The 16,236-nt window shown below is 47.5% G+C and carries 14 protein-coding genes; all 14 read right to left on the bottom strand.

Annotated elements, in window-relative coordinates; genetic code table 11:
- Nucleotides 1–37: 37 nt before the first annotated feature.
- On the bottom strand, nucleotides 38–2,098 hold the full coding sequence (locus tag O9H85_RS00520) for an alginate lyase family protein (protein WP_269879320.1): 2,061 nt from the start codon (nucleotides 2,096–2,098) through the stop codon (nucleotides 38–40).
- A 33-nt stretch (nucleotides 2,099–2,131) separates the two neighbouring features.
- A complete protein-coding gene (locus O9H85_RS00515) occupies nucleotides 2,132–3,061 on the bottom strand; it encodes an ROK family protein (RefSeq protein WP_269879319.1) in 930 nt (309 codons plus the stop codon).
- A gap of 14 nt (nucleotides 3,062–3,075) precedes the next feature.
- Entirely contained in the window at nucleotides 3,076–4,827 is a 1,752-nt protein-coding gene (locus O9H85_RS00510) for a class I mannose-6-phosphate isomerase (RefSeq protein ID WP_269879318.1), read from the bottom strand.
- A gap of 72 nt (nucleotides 4,828–4,899) precedes the next feature.
- Nucleotides 4,900–5,685 carry a DeoR/GlpR family DNA-binding transcription regulator gene (locus tag O9H85_RS00505; protein ID WP_269879317.1) on the bottom strand — a complete coding sequence of 262 codons (786 nt, stop codon included), beginning with the start codon at nucleotides 5,683–5,685 and terminating at the stop codon, nucleotides 4,900–4,902.
- 190 nt (nucleotides 5,686–5,875) lie between these two features.
- Nucleotides 5,876–6,826: a sugar phosphate isomerase/epimerase family protein gene (locus tag O9H85_RS00500; RefSeq protein ID WP_269879316.1), complete on the bottom strand. Its 951-nt coding sequence runs from the start codon at nucleotides 6,824–6,826 to the stop codon at nucleotides 5,876–5,878.
- Nucleotides 6,827–6,856: 30 nt separating this feature from the next.
- Nucleotides 6,857–7,618 (bottom strand): HAD family hydrolase, encoded by a 762-nt coding sequence (locus O9H85_RS00495; RefSeq protein ID WP_269879315.1) that lies wholly within the window; start codon nucleotides 7,616–7,618, stop codon nucleotides 6,857–6,859.
- Nucleotides 7,615–8,406, bottom strand: coding sequence for a DeoR/GlpR family DNA-binding transcription regulator (locus O9H85_RS00490; protein WP_269879314.1), 792 nt, complete (start codon nucleotides 8,404–8,406; stop codon nucleotides 7,615–7,617). Before O9H85_RS00490 ends, O9H85_RS00495 begins: the two co-directional genes overlap by 4 nt.
- 11 nt (nucleotides 8,407–8,417) lie before the next feature.
- Entirely contained in the window at nucleotides 8,418–9,440 is a 1,023-nt protein-coding gene (locus O9H85_RS00485) for an ABC transporter ATP-binding protein (RefSeq protein WP_269879313.1), read from the bottom strand.
- A complete protein-coding gene (locus O9H85_RS00480; RefSeq protein WP_269879312.1) occupies nucleotides 9,437–10,246 on the bottom strand; it encodes an ABC transporter permease in 810 nt (269 codons plus the stop codon). The genes O9H85_RS00485 and O9H85_RS00480 overlap by 4 nt, the downstream gene beginning before the upstream one ends.
- Nucleotides 10,243–11,091, bottom strand: a complete 849-nt coding sequence (locus O9H85_RS00475; RefSeq protein WP_269879311.1) for an ABC transporter permease — start codon at nucleotides 11,089–11,091, stop codon at nucleotides 10,243–10,245. Before O9H85_RS00475 ends, O9H85_RS00480 begins: the two co-directional genes overlap by 4 nt.
- A 29-nt stretch (nucleotides 11,092–11,120) precedes the next feature.
- On the bottom strand, nucleotides 11,121–12,227 hold the full coding sequence (locus O9H85_RS00470) for an ABC transporter substrate-binding protein (protein ID WP_269879310.1): 1,107 nt from the start codon (nucleotides 12,225–12,227) through the stop codon (nucleotides 11,121–11,123).
- A 158-nt stretch (nucleotides 12,228–12,385) separates the two neighbouring features.
- Nucleotides 12,386–13,507 (bottom strand): Ger(x)C family spore germination protein, encoded by a 1,122-nt coding sequence (locus O9H85_RS00465; protein WP_269879308.1) that lies wholly within the window; start codon nucleotides 13,505–13,507, stop codon nucleotides 12,386–12,388.
- Between the two features lie 5 nt (nucleotides 13,508–13,512).
- Nucleotides 13,513–14,601 carry a GerAB/ArcD/ProY family transporter gene (locus O9H85_RS00460; RefSeq protein ID WP_269879306.1) on the bottom strand — a complete coding sequence of 363 codons (1,089 nt, stop codon included), beginning with the start codon at nucleotides 14,599–14,601 and terminating at the stop codon, nucleotides 13,513–13,515.
- Nucleotides 14,585–16,105: a spore germination protein gene (locus O9H85_RS00455; protein ID WP_269879305.1), complete on the bottom strand. Its 1,521-nt coding sequence runs from the start codon at nucleotides 16,103–16,105 to the stop codon at nucleotides 14,585–14,587. The genes O9H85_RS00460 and O9H85_RS00455 overlap by 17 nt, the downstream gene beginning before the upstream one ends.
- Between the last annotated feature and the right edge of the window lie 131 nt (nucleotides 16,106–16,236).

Here is a 16,236-nt window from a genome sequence, read left to right as displayed (position 1 = left end):
ACTTCATGATCCCATTGTCCATTATGATTCCCGCAACCTACAGTCCTATCCCAAGTAGATCATTGGATTGATGCTCCCTCGTCCCTATATATTCGTTTTCATCAATCACAATCGATTGACCGTTTAGCAGGTTCAGCCGGATTTGTCGATCGTGAACTTCTCCCGACGCTTCAACTTCCTTTACCGGGCACTTTTCTCCTGTGTTTGTCGGAAACAACAGGGTAACCACGCGAACCGGTCCCGCGGCCGTCAAATTATAGACAACGACAGGAGCAGGCGCATATTCTCCTTGCACGAACGATTCGGCGGTTTTCCACCCTTGCCATTCCGATTCGGTTTGCCCCTTTACGATCTTGGCAGCCAAATTTTCCATCTTGTTCGTGATTAGGGTCAGATTCGGACCTTCACGGTTCAAGGTAAAACTATTCAGCCCTTGAACAAATGCCGATTCACTATGCAGATGCCATAAAAATTCATAGTTGTGCGATTGTTCATCCTGCGGCGCCAGCCTGTCGATCACCAGAAAGCATGGAGAAACGAGCGGATGGTTTTTCAAGAACAGCACGCTTCGGCTGTGTGTGACCCTGATCTGCGCCAGAGCGCCGTAGCCTTCGTCATATGTTCCTTGAACAAAATCAAAAGCTTCGGACGAATGCCATTTCGCGCCTGCCTGCAAATGGAGGTCTTCCGCCCTCCACCGGTAAGCCATTCTCCGGTTCTGATCCGATCCGTCTACGCGAACCGTGTTGTGAGAGCGAGTGGACAGCACATAACGCCGCATTTCGGAGTCGTCATAGGCGTAATTCCCCCCTTCGGTAAGCAACAGTTTTCCGTAGGCATGAATCAGCAGATTCAGTTTATCCTCGTGCTGGTGGCCCCTCCCGAACGGACCCGCGTCGAACATCGCCCATACGGCTTGCCGATCCCAGCCGTTTCGCATGACATAGTACCCGCTGTATGGCAAGGGAATAGACGTTTCAACCGGCGGTCTTCCTTCTTGTCCTTCCGTATAGGCCCAAAGAAAATCCTGCCGGTGCGGATACCGCCTTGTCGCCTCGGACATGGAAGTAGAAGCGGACACTTTCAGCCAGCAGCCGTCGTTCACATCCGGCAGTCGTCCGTCCGGCATCATCAGCTTGACATGAATGGAGCAGGCATTCTCGAGTGCGTTGACAATTTCGGGAGCAATCGGGTACCCATAGGCCTGATACAACTGAATAACTTGAAAATAATTAATTAAAACGACCTCGTGATAATTCGTGCTCAATTCAATTTGAAACCCGTCCGGGTATAGTTGTCTGTTCAATTCACCGATCAGTTTCTCCTGAGCATAATTTCTCCAATTTTCCGCTTCCCTGAATTCGGGACAAAGCACGCCAATGTGGGATAGACCGTTCATCTCCATAATCAGCCAGTTGCCTTCTTCCCGGTGATGGCCCCGCAGCCGCATTGCATGTTCCCACAAGGATTTATACCAATCGATCAAGACATCGTCGGTGAAATGGGGAGAGCGGTAACAGGCGTGAAGCGCATAAGGCCAGGCATTGCCCATACGGATACCGCACTCGATCGTCCGCCACCCGTAAGTCGAATTTCCCGGCGCATTCTCCGGTACAACGGCCTGCCGGACCCAACTGGTAAACAGATTCACCAGTCCCTCAGCATATTTTTCAGCTCCCGTTTCCCGGTAACGCTTCGCCAGTACCTCCCATTCCCAATGGCGGTTGAGCTGCCAGGTCCATTCCATATATTGATTAAATGTGGGATTGGCGGACCAGTCCACCTTCCCGAAGAATTGATGAGGCGTGCCGCAAGAGACAAGCTTTAAAGCCAAGATACGCTCGCCCATTTCTTCCAACGTCTCTCCCGGCAGAAAAAATTGGTTTTGCATTTCATGAGGCGGGATTTGGAAGTAAAGATCCGATCGCAAGGATCTCCGCACATGCTCCGCAAATAATCGGCGCGCTGTTCCGAAGTCTTTGCTTTCGACTGCTTTCTTTACATCCTCCAGAACCGGCAAGTTCGTATCGATTGAACGGGTAAAAAAATCGTAATCGCTTACAATCGGTCCAGACAAGTGTGCTTGGCGGTTTTCCATTCTACTCATTACCTCCATTCGGCTCTTTAAGCACTAACAGAAATCCATGAAATCGTATATTCCATTAAACGTGCTAAAGAGAGTATTTCGACTCACCCTTATATTCGTTTGGAAGTCCATGCAAGTCAATTCCTCGCAAAAAGCGGGTAAAAACAAGCTGCTGCTTTTGGAGATTTGACCTCCGATCACGATTGTATCCGGCGCAAAAACCCGGAGCGACGGGGCCAGAATCGCAGCCATTCGTCTGCCGAACTCCTCGAACAACCGCTTAGAGGTCTGATCTCCGGACTTCGCTAACATAGCGCAATCATGAACGTCAGGACCCTCCAGCTCCAGCCCCAGCTCCTCGGCTAACCGCAGGATACCTCTTCTTGATACATAATCATCCGCAAGTTTGTCTCCATAAGGAATGTTGTACAGCCATCCCTGTTCCGGAACACCGTCGCGATGCTTCACTAAGCGTCCGTTCTCCAAGAAACAGGAACCGAGTCCTGTACCTATCGTAAGACATACGGTTCTTTCGGAACCGCGAGCTTCTCCGTAGCCGGCTTCGCCGAGTCCGAATAACGCGGCGTCGTTCTCGAACCTGATTCCGAACGAGGGGTCGAGCCGAGCCCCCAAATTCTCATTTGATCGAATGGCTTCCTCCAATTGTTTCCCAACGGAAAGACCGTACAGTGATTCGAATTTGCTTAGTCCCTGAATGAGGCTGATCCCGTTCTCATAATCGAAAGGGCCGGGAAAAGCCATGCCAAGCCCTCCGATCGGCAGTTGTTCCCGCCCTGCCTTGCCGACGATATCAACGGCAATTTCCATGAAGTGCGCGATAATCTGTTCGGCGCTGCGATCGGCATGTGACTCATATTGCGAGATCGTCTCTTCAATGATCGATCCGCCGATCACTGCTGCGGCCTTGATTTGCGTTCCTCCGACATCGAAGGCAAGTATGATAGCCCGATTCATTTCATCCGCGCCCCCTAAGCTCTTACATATGCTTTAATGATACCGATCGTCTTGCCTTGACTCGGACCGGTTGGCCGTATGGAATACGCGTCCACCGAAGCCGGAACGATGAATGTCTCCGCGTATCGGACGACGAACGGCTCGAATGATCCGGTCGGACTATCGACAGTCGCTTCTTCGCCTTCAACCAGGTTCAGCATCTGAACGCTGCCGTTTGCTTCGTGCAATACCGGCTCCGAAAACCAGTAACGTCGGGTTTCGATGAACTCAAGCTCATGCAGTCCCGTGCGTTCCTCCTTCCAGCCTTCTCCTTCCGCAACGGCTTCCACGCGGCCCACGCATTCCGAGGATGTCCATTCGGTTGTCCGGTTCCATTGAATGACCTTGCTTCCATGCTCGAGGTGAACCGGACGAGGCTTCCCGTCGAGGCCTAGCCGATCCCAGTCCCATAGCTTGAATGTGAAAATGTAAGGTGTCGCGCTAATTTCCAGCACCATGCAGCCCGATGCCGAGCAGTGCACCGTTCCGGCAGGAATAAGGAAGTGGTCGTGCTTCACCGCAGGATACACATTAACGTATTTCTCCGCGGGGAACGTGAATCCTCCCTCCTGCGCCTTGCGCAAATCCGCTAGCATGACATCCGGCTCAACGTTGTCCCTGAGCCCCAGATACACTTCCGCTCCCGGTTCGGCATCGAGAATATAATAACTTTCGTCTTGTGTATAAGCCATGCCGAACGTATCGCGGATATACTCGGTCGTCGGATGGACTTGAAGGCTGAGGTTCTGTCCCCCGATTGTGTCCAGAAAGTCGAAGCGGATCGGAAATTCCGCGCCGAACCGCGAATAGACTCTCTCACCCAGAAGCTTGATGGATTCGAAAAACACGAGATTGATAGCGGGCAGTTCTACTCTGACCTCTCCATATTGAAAATACAGGCTATTCTCCTCCGGAACCCCGTCGAAGCCCCAGGCATACGGATGTTCCCGCTCGGGCAGGTCGATATTCGCCTCCAGCCACGTTCCGCCCCACACGCCAGGATCAAAATAAGGAACGAGCCGGAACGGCTGGCTTGCCGTTTGAGAGAATCCGGCGAACAACGCTTGCCGCGTAACCATCTTCGGCTCGTCCCTGGTGTTCGTATCCAAATAATAATCGATTCGGTCGAACAGCGATTTTTTCAGCCGATCCGCCATTCGCCATTCGAAGAAGAAGCCTCGTTTATAAAGACGCAAAACGTCGTCTTCCCTTCGATTCATCCGCCAGTTACCGACTTCCTTCGCCCGATAGCGCTGTTGAATTTCCCAGCGGGCTAAGTCCGCATAAACGAGAATGTCGCCCTTGACGATTAATGAAGCACCGAACCCGATCACAATCGTAATCCCGGCCTTTACGGCATCCAAGCGTCGTCGCAGCTCGTCCATTTTGCCTGGATCATAAAATTCATCAATCACGAAAGGCGCCATGTAACCGAATACACGATCGTCCGTCATATAGCGTTCGACGATACGGTCGACCCGGGCAGGCTCCAAAGCCGCGTCTTCCGAGCGAATCACCATGGCCGGAAAGAGTGAATCTGCCAAGCCTTCGAGAATCTCCTCCTGTCTGACGCCCGGATAACATTCTACGACGACGATCGCCTTCTGCTGTCCTTTTTTCGCGAGTGCTTCTTTAATCGTCTCGCCAATAGTTTCATAACCGATCCAAGCCTCGTTGTCCCAATTTCGTATCCGAACAAACGGTTCTTTGTTATATACTTTACGCATACACTCTCGGCTCCTCCCATTCATATGAACATATAATATCATAAATTAACACATATGAACAGGAGTTTGTTGTCAGGGAAGAGGTATAATATGCAGCTCGATCCCACTGTTTTGGATCCACTCTTTATCCGCATCCCGGATTCCTTGATCGGTAACGAAAACATCGATATCGGATAAGCTCGCCACCGTAGTGAAGTAACGGTTGCCAATCTTGGAAGAGTCGAGAATCATGACAACCTTTGTCGCCGCTCCGATCATTGCTTTCTTTACCTGCGTGTCCAGCAGATTGGGATCGGTGAAGCCATCTTCAGCCGTGTAGCCCAATGCGGAGATAAATAGAGTATCGGCGTGGTAGCTCGCAAAAAATTGTTCGGCGAGCGGGCCGACGAAAGTACCCGATACTTCGCGAAGCATGCCGCCGCAGCAAATCATTGATCGTCTGTCCGTGACCAGCGGCCGAAAAAGGCTCAGCGTATCCAAGCCATTCGTTAAAAGGGTCAGCTCCGGGTAGACACCGAGAAGCTCCGCCATACGGGAAACGGTTGTTCCATTCTCCAGGATCACCACGTCCCCGTCCTGTACGAATCGCTCAACTGCATAGGCAGCCAAGCGATCTTTCACGTCGCGGTTGCGCGCTTGCTTGGAGGCCGTATCCGGCTCTTCGACCGAAGAGACAGCGCCAATATAAATAGCGCCTCCGTGTGAACGCTGCACGCGATTCTCTTGCTCCAGCGCATTGAGGTCGCGCCTAATCGTCATTTCCGACACTTCCAAATGTTCGCTTAACTCTTTCATTGTCGCCGCGCCGCGTTGTGATAAAAAGTCCAAAAGTGCTTGTTTTCTTTGCAAGGGAAGCATATCGGCACCTCAAGTTTTTAACTCATTTTAACACATATGATCAAGTACGACAAAAAAGTCCCGATCCATGATCTGATTGTCTGCTCACATGGAACAAAAAAGCTCTCCCTAATGTTTCCACCCGGGAGAGCTCATGGTTCAGACGCTCTGTTATTATTATGAGCACGATATTCATGCCGCATCTTCCTTATTATCGACAATATTTATCTCTTAATGCCAGCGTATACTTAACGGATTGTTCTACGCCCTTTGCTTGATCTTCAATCATCGTTTCTAAAAGTTCCGCCGGCGGGTAGTAATAGTCCAGCGGTTTAATCCTGTTTAATTCATACGGAGGCTGCTCCACTTTGAACGCGCCTTCACCGACTTGAAATATGCCGCCGGTTCCCGGCTTTCTTTTGAAAGAAACCGCATAAGGAAAGCACATTTCCACATTGATCCAGGTTAAGGTCGATTGTTCGACGAGTATTTTGAAGCATTCTTCCGTATCGATATTGCCTGCTCCTACCGGCACTCCGCATACTTGGTAGTCCTCGCCGTCATGAATAATGATGTGGTCTTTAAAATGGGTGGTGAATGCATAAGGCGCCAATTTCCTGACAGCCTCCACCGGATCCTCCCAGGCCATCATGCTATTGCCAATATCGCAGTGTGCGCCTACCCATGGGCTGTTCACTTCCTTGATGATTTGAATGACTTCATCCGCAATCTCTTCCTCATGGTTTTCCACGGCCAGTCGAATTCTGTATTTCTTCAGCAACGGGACAAGCTGTTTTATATCTTGCGGAGCTATTCTCAATGTATCCGGATCGTATACGCCCATACAAGCGTAAGTCCGAACGACGTCAGCCCCTAGTTGATGAGCAGCTTCAATCACTTGCGTCAAATGCTCCGGATCCGTTCCGCGCGTATCGATTTCAGCAAAAAATCCGTATTTCCGGATTTCGTTTCTTACTTCCGCTAAATATTCGGGGTCAAATGATTCAAGAACTCCCCATCCGGGCAGCCCCGGCCAAGGATTAATATTCAACATGACGCCGTCTAATCCTAGTTCGGCTGTCTTGCGGATAAATTGAAATACATCCATGCGCCCTGAAATGAACTGTAAGTGATAACTTTCAGTTTCCAACCCGATTTTCATGATCTCTCCTCCGGAACTAATTTCGTTTCATCAGTCTTCCTTCTTCTGCCAAATCAAACCGCCGTTCTCCGTAACGATATCCCCGACGGAATCTACGATTAGATCGGCTAGTCCGCTCAGCTCGGCTGCTCCGCTGACACCGGAGAGTACGCCGATCGCGAGGCCGGCCGAACCGTTTTTGGCAAATTGAAGATCGACAATCGTATCACCGGCAACAGCGACTTCTTCCGTACTGATATTCGTAATCTCGCAAAAGATTTGAATCATGCTTGGATTCGGTTTTTTTTCATAGTAGTCCGATGTGCCGATAAAATCAAAATAGCTTTGAATGCCGATCTTATCCAAAAAGAACTTCGTAGAATCCCGATCGTCCGCAGTTGCGATACCTATTTTAATTCCATGCCGACGAAGCTGTTCAAGTAAATGCGGCAAATCCGCCGTCGGCTTTAGATTGTCCCGATTGGCTTTGGTTAATCTATAAAGCTCTTCCGTGATCCAATGATCCAAACCATCCAGCTTCTCCTGATTCACTTCCGCTTTCAGCAGCACATGAACAAACGCTTCGAAGATATCGTGAGTGGTGCCGCTAGCCAGGAAGCCTTTGGGATCTACTTTATTGTCATGCAGCCCTATAGAATTGAGCAAATCTTCTTTGATCGCAGGACCATCATTGGCGATATCTAATTTTTCAAGCAAATGATCGGCTAGCTGCTTGGCCACCAAGATCCAACTGGAATAAAAATCCATCAAAGTTCCGTCTTTGTCAAACAAAATCCCCTTAATCTGTTTCACTTGATCGTCTCCTCATTCGCTGTGATCCAATCGATATTCTCCAGAGATGTCCGCCATGACAGGGGCGCTTCATGATCACAAACGATTGCGTTAATTTGATCAAGTTGTGCAAATTTGCATAAAGCTTCCGCACCGATCTTGGAATGATCCGCCAGGATGATCTTTTCTTTAGCCACCTGAATCATCTTCGCAGAAATCGACGATTCTTCCAGCGTGTACTCCATAACGCCTGAAAGCGAGATGCCCCCCGGAGAAATAAATGCTTTATTTACACAGAACAAATCCAGCATTTTCTCGCATACGGTACCGCTGGCAGAATATTGCTCCTCATTTAATTCTCCGCCCAAGAGGATCACCTTTCCATGAAATAATCCTTGGTTTAAAGAATCCATCAGCGTATGTGCTGTAGGTACCGAATTGGTCAGTAGGGTTACCTTGTTGACGCCGCGAAGCGCTTGCGCCATCTCCAGGATCGTCGTTCCTCCACCCATGACGATCGTATCTCCGTCTCTGACCAGCTGCGCGGCTTTCTGAGCCACTTTCTTTTTAGCTTCCAGACTGACCTGTTTGCGCTGATAGAACGGAGGCTCTCCCAATTGGAAGTTGATTTTAACAGCTCCGCCGTGCACACGCCTCAGCAGTCCTTCCTTCTCCAGCATATCCAGGTCGCGCCTTATCGTTTCCATCGATACGTCTATTAGTTTGGCTAGTTCCGCCGCGTTCACTTTACCGTAAGCCTGCAACCGGTCAAGAATAACGTTTTTTCGTTCTATCGACATTACCGGCATTTCTTCACCTTCTATTCTAGTAAATTACATTCAGACTCCGGGATCCGCACTTTAATGAACAATCCCTCATCCAGAGCGCCTCTTTGAGGCACATTCAGTTCATCCACCCATAAGGTGACATCCTGTGATTGAATCAAGTACCGGCACACATTGCCGCGAACGGTCATACTCTTGACAATCCCTTCGAGCCATATGCCGGGCTGTTGCTGCTCGGGGGGTGCATCGTGCGGATGAAGCTCCATTACCTCCGGGCGAATGGCATAGCTGCCCGATTCGAACGACTTTCCTGTTAAACTATGAAGTTCGATATCTGTCAATACATTATAGCTGCCGATAAACCGGGCGACAAATTCGGTTTTTGGAGAAGCATAGATGTCTTCCGGCTTGCCCTGATGAACAATATTTCCGCCATTCATAATAAAAATGCGATCGGAGATGGTCATGGCTTCTTCCTGGTCATGCGTGACGAAAATCATCGTCATCTTCAATTCCCGCTGAATGTTTCGCAGCTCGATTTGAAGATTTTTCCTTATTTTCGCATCCAGCGCGCTTAACGGTTCGTCCAGAAGCAGTATATCCGGTTCCGTGACAAGCGCTCTGGCAAGCGCTACACGCTGCTGCTGACCGCCGGACAATTGATGCGGATAGGAGGATGCTTTATCGGACATATGGATCAACTCGATAACTTGTTTTACCTTATCGGTAATCTCTTTTCGAGGCCATTTTCGCATTTTCAGACCGAAGGCAATGTTATCAAAAACGGTCATATTCGGGAACAGCGCATAGGATTGAAAAACCATGCCCACATTTCTTCGTTGCGGCGGAAGGTGGGAAATATCGTTCCCGTTTACGCTGATCGTTCCGCCGTCCAGCTTCTCCAGACCGGCGATAGAACGAAGCAGCGTACTCTTCCCGCAGCCGCTTGGTCCCAGCAGGGTAACCAGCTCACCTTTTTCAATCTGCAGAGATACCTGCTTCAGTACAGTAGAATCCGCGTATCGCTTAAGCGCTTGATCGATTTGGACGTAGCTCATGTTACCTTCTCCTTGATTTCTTCTGTCTTCACGAAACGCCTGCCTAATCTCAGCATCATCCAGGAAATCGCCGCCACTGTAAGGAAGTACGTAATCACAATCGCGCTAGCCAAGTGGCCGTTTTCATTCAAGCGTCTCATTAAATAAATTTGAATCGTTTCATAATATCCCCCGATGAGAAAATTGGCCAGAACGAACTCGCCGATCAGGATCGAGAACGATAATAAAGCGGATACGAGCATTCCAGTCACCATGTTAGGCATGATAACGGATGTAAAACCTTTAATTTTGCTCGCACCGAGCACTTCAGCGGCTTCCATCAGCCTTTTGGCGTCAATCGTTCGCAAATTGTTTCGGATACCTTGATACATATAGGGAAGAACCAGTACATAATACGCTCCGATTAAGATCCAGATCGTCCCGGACAATACGATCGGCCCGCTTGAGTACACCTTGATAAGCCCTACGGCAGCAACCACACCGGGAACGGCGAAGGGGATCATCACAAGCGCCTGCAGGACCCGCTCCATTGTAGGCAAATACATGAACACGACAAAGACGGCGGTCACCATGGTAACTACACTTAGAACAAGGGTTATCGCAGTGACGAGAAGCGTTCGTCCGACGGCTTGTAAAAACCGAGGATCCGTATACAAATTCTCATACGAGCTGAGCGTATAAGAAGCCGGAAGAATCGTATGATGCCATTCTTTGGCGATCGAATACAAGAACGTGGCCGCGAGCGGCAAGAAGAGATATAGAAAAGTCGCCGAAATGATAATCGTATGCACCCATTTTTTCTTCATCGCAAATCTCTCCTGAACCGCCGCATCATACGTTCATTACACCACATCGCGACAACCATCATCAATCCTAAAATGACGGCGAGCGCGCTGCCCAGTTGCGGCCTTGTGGCTACATCCCCGGCTACGAGCGCGCCGATGCGGGTGGGCAGCAAATTATAGCTGCCCCCCACTAAAGCATAAGCTGTTGCATAAGCGCCCATCGCGTTTGCAAGTAGAATGCTGAACGTGCCGACTACGCTGGGAATAATCACCGGGAATCCGATTCGCAGCCAAAATTGAAAAGCCGATGCGCCAAGCAACGAGGCGGACTCACGCCAATGTTTATGAATGCCGGAATACGCAGGGTAAAGAAGCAGGATCGCTAGCGGCACTTGGAAATAAACATATACAGCCACTAAACCGCCCCAACTGTATAGATTGAACGAACCTGTAATGTTCAAGCCCCATTCTTTAAACAGCAGCGTAAACACGCCGCTGTTTCCAAGCAAAATAATGAAAGCGAAGGCCAGCGGCACACCGGAAAAATTAGACGTTAAATTCGAGAAGGTCACCAGAATGGATTGGATCTTCGAAGACATTCGCGTCATGGAATATGACGCAGCGATGGCGATCGCGAGTCCAATGCAGCTGGAATATATAGAAATGAGCAGGCTGTTTACCATTCCTTTTGTATAATAAGGATTGGTTAAAGCAATAATATATTGTTTGAACGTATACGTGATCCCGTCATCAGCAAGAAAGCTGTCGCGTATCATTGCCGCGAGCGGGAGCAGCTCGAATAAGGCAATCAGCAGCGCAAACGGAAGCAGAGCAATGACGGCGAACAGCGTAACTTTATGCTTCATTCGGACAAACCTCACTTCTCATTAATCCGTTACTTGATGTTAACCAAAACTTGTTCTTGCCACATTTGCGGAATTTTTTTGGATGTATCATCCCAAGTCTTGAAATCCTTGATCGGTCTCGCATTTTTATACTGTTCGCTAGGAATCAGCTTCTTGGCAACTTCATCCGGCAATTTGACATTTTCACGAATAGGACGGGCATAGCCTTTGGCCAAGTTGATTTGACCTTCATCGCTCAAAATAAATTCGCGGGCAAGCTTAGCGGCATTCGGATGAGGCGCATACTTGTTAATGATGGTTGTGTAGGCGCCGACGATACTGCCCTCCTGCGGAATGTTTACTTCAAAGCGATTTGGATCGATTTGGTCTTTAAAGCCTAACGACACAAAATCCCAAAGTATCGCAACTTGTACTTCCCCTTTTTCCAAATCAGCTTTGGTTACGTCCTTGGTAACCAATCGGTTCTGCTTGGCCAATTTCGCAAAAAAGTCCAAGCCGGGTTGAATGTTGCCTTCACTTCCTCCATGCGCGATCGCTGCTGCCAGTACGCCCATCTGTGCTTGCGACGACTTGGTAACATCCGGGATTTGAACTTTATAATCTCCTTTTTCAATATCTTCCCACGTTTTTGGCGGATTTTTCACCTGTGCTTTATCGACAAGTATGGAGATCGTCCCCTGATAACCGGCCATCCAGTTGCCATCCTTATCCTTAGCCCAATCCGGAATGTCGTTCCAATACGAGGTTTTATACGGCATGGTCACGCCCTTGTCCTTCGCGATCGGTCCGAAAGCCATACCTACATCCCCGATATCAGCCGTTGGGTTATTCTTCTCGGCATCGAATTTGGCGATCTCCTCAGAACTTGTTAAATCCGTATCCGAATGCGTTAAACCGTACTTCGTAGTGATGTCGCCCCAAGTTTGTTTCCAGTTGGCCCAATCATCAGGCATCCCTACACTGACAACCTTTCCTTCCTGTTTCGCCAGCTTTTGAATCTCCTCCAAAGTTTGTTCTTTGGCCGGAGCCGGAGTGTTTGCCGCGGGAGCGGATTGCTGAGGCGTACCGCATGCCGAAACTCCCAAAGCCATAATGCTGATGATTAAGGCTGATTTTAAAGAAAGATGTCTTTTCACAATAAACTCCTCCGATTTGGGTATTTGTGCGAATTTGTTGTTTTTAATAACAATTTCATTGTAGAATCGCAATGTTTTGCACACGTCAAATAGGTGTAAATGTTTTGTAAAGAAAAAAGACTACTTCTCACCCCATGCTCGATATGGGAAAAGTAATCTTAGTTTATAATCCCTTTCTTCGCAATTTCTACCTGAACCTCAGGAACAAAATGTACCTTTTGATAGTTGCTCCCCCAGTCTTCCTTCTTCTTCTTCCAGATATCGGGATGGAACGCCATGAGTTGTCTGCCGATCCCTAGTCCGTCGCAGCGGGCTATTTGCATTTTTTTAATCGTTTCGTTTACCAAGTGAGTCATCTCTTTAGACAGAAGCTGGTTTAATTGCGCAACCATTTTTTTATCATTTAAGCGATCTTTCGGATATTCAACGATACTCACCTTCCATTTTAAATCCAGCCTAACCGTAATTTGATCGCCTGATTGAATCAAAATCTTCATATTTCGCTTTGATTTTTCTACATTAAAGCTTAAAAAGTCATCACCGTTAGGTTGATCCTTCCGGGTACTTATTTTTTGGGTGAATCTCGCCACTTTTCCCTTGTTGCCTTTCAAAAATAAATACATGGCAGATTCATCAGAGCTCAGTGTCCCTGTAAATTGACGCTTATGAAACATGGCAATCCGCGAAACGTCCACTCGTTTCCCTTTTTCCATGAGGTATGGAAGAACAAAATCCTCTCCGGGGTCCATCATTACAGGGTAAATCGTTTCAAGTGTCACCTTGGGAACGGTTGTAGTCCCTTCTTTGCTCATGATTAATTCATCAATTTCTTCTTCAATTAAGACATTCCCTACTTTTTTGAGGGAAAGTATGTCTGCCGCCTTCCCTTGCGCCACTCCGACCCTCGCATTTAAAGCGCTCTTGGGATCGCGGTAAAAAACATCGAGGATCGGATAAATATCTTGTTTAGCCTGTTCCTCACCAATGAGAATGATCCGATTTCTGTAAGCTCGAAGAACCCGGGATATCTTATCATCCGCTTTATCGCGGGCTTCCAGTGCCGTATTGCTGACCGTATATATAATATCGTTTTTAGGACTCTGTTGTTCGCTAGCAGGCATGTCCCTTATGACAAAGGTGGTTAGAAGCTTTCCATTCGGTGCGAGATCGAACCCTGCTCCATAAAGCAAACGAGCATTCCTTAAAAGATCTTGATCCCAACACCCAGTCATCAATAAGAGAACAACAATAACCGCGCTTGAAAAGCAGCTCCTTTTCATCTGGCTTACGCGCTCCTTTTTCTTGTAAGATACGAGAAGATGAGCAGGATCAAAGGAAGCCCAACCACAAGCGTATAATGAGAAATCTTAATCATTCGATCGTAGAGGTCGGTGACCGATGGATCTTGAGCAATCATAGCCAAAATAAAGACAATGATAGCTGCATAGGGGACTGCCCTTTTATGTTCACCCCGGTGAAAGAAGCGACCTAAGCCTGTTGTTGCCATGTATAACCAAGCGACAATGGAAGTGCTAACAATAAAAACCCATAAAGATAAGAAGATTAAATCGATTCGTTGAATGATCTGGAAAGAAAAGCCTTTCAGCATATAGAGGAGAGGTTCCGAAATGGCAGGCATGATCGCCGGGCTGAAAATGATCAAACTGGTAAACACCTCAAATGTGTAAAAAAGGGCAATCAGCATATTTCCTAAAGAGGCTGCCTTTAATTTCCCGCCGCTTTTCCCTTCAACAAAAGGATAAATCACCAATAAAACTTCATACCCGACTAAAGGAAACAACGCCTCATTCGCAGCTTTGACGATGTTCCCCCATCCCGCTTCCGTTATAGGAAATATATAGCTGATGTTCATCTTGACATAACCCATCAAGGATAGCAGCACCATTACAATGATCGTCAACGAAGAGATGACAAACAGTCTGGCTATCACTCGAAGATTTTCTTTAACCAAATACATACAGGTGAGAAGGGTGAGAATTAATAATGCCCATCTAGGCGTACTTTGGAGCACCCACTTTCCCACGACATCGGCAAATAAGGCTAAAACCGTTCCCGCAGAAAACAGAAAATAGCCAATATAAACAAGGCCAAGCAGATTCCCGAGAAGATTGCCGACGATTTTCGGTAAGAAGCTGTATATTGTATCGGAAGGAAACCGTCTGCAAAGACCCCATAGAATCAAAATAATCACTTGTACGGCCAATCCGGCGATTAATGTAGAAATCCAACCTCCTCCCTTGGTTATAGCCTGCATTTTATGAGGAAGAGATAAAATTCCAACCCCCACTTGAGACTGTACAACAAAAAACATGAGCTGCCCCTGAGTAATTTTACTCTTATCCGGGATCATCATGTTCCCACCCCCTTGAATATTTTTCTTGATTTAACCTTTTTGGATGCGGGTCATGGGGACGCTGATTCAAGCTCCAGATGGGAAAGCGTGTAAATGTATCCTTCAAATCTTTGATTCGCAGAGGCATAACAGGCGCAAAATAGGCTGTACCAAAGCATTCCAATTTACATAAGTGGATTAAGATGAAAAGCAAGCCAAACGTGATGCCGATCAAACCGAACATCGCGGCCAGGATCATGAGCGGGAAGCCCAGAATGCGAGTGGCCGTACTTATTTCATTTGAGGGGGCCACAAACGACGAAATAGCGGTTAAGGCGACAACGATTACCATAGGATATGAAACCAGTCCGGCTCGCACGACCGATTCACCGATAACCAAGCCGCCAACAATACTGACGGTTTGACCTACTCTGCTCGGCAAACGAACACCTGCCTCACGTAGTACCTCTAAGGTAATCTGCATAAGAAGAGCCTCCACAATAGGTGGAAATGGTACTCTGTCTATACTGCTTTTTACGGTATAAATCAAATTTGCAGGAAGAATTTCGGGGTGGAAGCCAATAATCGCAATATATAAAGCAGGTACTAAAGATGCGATGATAAAGCTCACCAAACGAATCAATCGAATGAACGAACCGACAATCCACCTGCTGTGATAATCATCCGGGCTTTGATAAAAGGCAAAGAAAGTCACCGGCAAAATCAGCGCAGACGGGTCTCCATCCGATAAAATAACTACACGGCCTTCCATGAGATTAGCTACCGCCCGATCCGGTCTTTCCGTAAATAAGATTTGCTGAAATAGAGAAAATGGGTTATCTTCAATCAATTCGGCAATGAATCCGGGAGAGATCGCGGTATCCATCGCAATGGAACCGAGTCTGTGATCCACTTCTTGGACCAGATCCGGATTCGCCAGATCCTGCATATAGAGGAGAGCCAATTTTGTTTTGGTTGCCTTTCCGACCTTGTAATAACGAACGACCAGGTTCGGATTTTCAACGCGCTTTCGAACCAAATAAAGATTCGTGATGAGGTTCTCTATAAAGCCATCATGTGCGCCGCGAACGACGCCTTCGTTCACTGGTTCCGATATACTCCGTTTATAAGCTGCTGTTACATCGACAATAATAGCTTCTGCTGTACCTTCGAATAACAATACGCAATTGCCTTGAACTAAGGCATGAGGCACCTCGTTAAGATTCGATTTTTTCGTAATCTCCAAAGAAGTAATGAGTTCATCCACGGTTCCTTCTTTTTTTTCTTCTATGGGCTTAATGATTTCTTTTTGAATTCTTTGTTGATCAGATAGGGATTCCAAAAAGACGATAAGACCCTCTGATTGATTAAATCTAATGCTCCGCCACTTCAGATCACCCGAATGAAACAATTGGTTTTGAATGTATTCCATATTTTTTTGCAAAGAAGGATAAAGTTTCATTCCCATAACTGGTTTTTGTTTTTCCCGGCTGTTCGAAAGCAATTTTCTTAAAAGATTCCTCATGTTACTCCACCAGACTCATTCCAATTTTTATTAATTTAACCATTATAATTATGATTATTCCAATCAATAGGAGGTCGTGGATGGAGCAATGACTATGGAAAAGGGCAGATCGAATGCAATCATTCGTCTGC

Origin of the sequence: Paenibacillus gyeongsangnamensis (assembly GCF_027533625.1) — a bacterium.
Lineage (GTDB): Bacteria > Bacillota > Bacilli > Paenibacillales > NBRC-103111 > Paenibacillus_G > Paenibacillus_G gyeongsangnamensis.
This window is presented reverse-complemented; position numbering and strand designations above follow the sequence as displayed.

What these genes read in the sequence shown, in the direction of transcription:
- O9H85_RS00510 (WP_269879318.1), bottom strand. Translation starts at nt 4,827, where the DNA reads ATGCGTAAAGTATATAACAAAGAACCGTTTGTTCGGATACGAAATTGG.
- O9H85_RS00455 (WP_269879305.1), bottom strand. Translation starts at nt 16,105, where the DNA reads ATGAGGAATCTTTTAAGAAAATTGCTTTCGAACAGCCGGGAAAAACAA.
- O9H85_RS00460 (WP_269879306.1), bottom strand. Translation starts at nt 14,601, where the DNA reads ATGATGATCCCGGATAAGAGTAAAATTACTCAGGGGCAGCTCATGTTT.
- O9H85_RS00515 (WP_269879319.1), bottom strand. Translation starts at nt 3,061, where the DNA reads ATGAATCGGGCTATCATACTTGCCTTCGATGTCGGAGGAACGCAAATC.
- O9H85_RS00505 (WP_269879317.1), bottom strand. Translation starts at nt 5,685, where the DNA reads ATGCTTCCCTTGCAAAGAAAACAAGCACTTTTGGACTTTTTATCACAA.
- O9H85_RS00480 (WP_269879312.1), bottom strand. Translation starts at nt 10,246, where the DNA reads ATGAAGAAAAAATGGGTGCATACGATTATCATTTCGGCGACTTTTCTA.
- O9H85_RS00485 (WP_269879313.1), bottom strand. Translation starts at nt 9,440, where the DNA reads ATGAGCTACGTCCAAATCGATCAAGCGCTTAAGCGATACGCGGATTCT.
- O9H85_RS00465 (WP_269879308.1), bottom strand. Translation starts at nt 13,507, where the DNA reads ATGAAAAGGAGCTGCTTTTCAAGCGCGGTTATTGTTGTTCTCTTATTG.
- O9H85_RS00475 (WP_269879311.1), bottom strand. Translation starts at nt 11,091, where the DNA reads ATGAAGCATAAAGTTACGCTGTTCGCCGTCATTGCTCTGCTTCCGTTT.
- O9H85_RS00500 (WP_269879316.1), bottom strand. Translation starts at nt 6,826, where the DNA reads ATGAAAATCGGGTTGGAAACTGAAAGTTATCACTTACAGTTCATTTCA.
- O9H85_RS00490 (WP_269879314.1), bottom strand. Translation starts at nt 8,406, where the DNA reads ATGCCGGTAATGTCGATAGAACGAAAAAACGTTATTCTTGACCGGTTG.
- O9H85_RS00520 (WP_269879320.1), bottom strand. Translation starts at nt 2,098, where the DNA reads ATGGAAAACCGCCAAGCACACTTGTCTGGACCGATTGTAAGCGATTAC.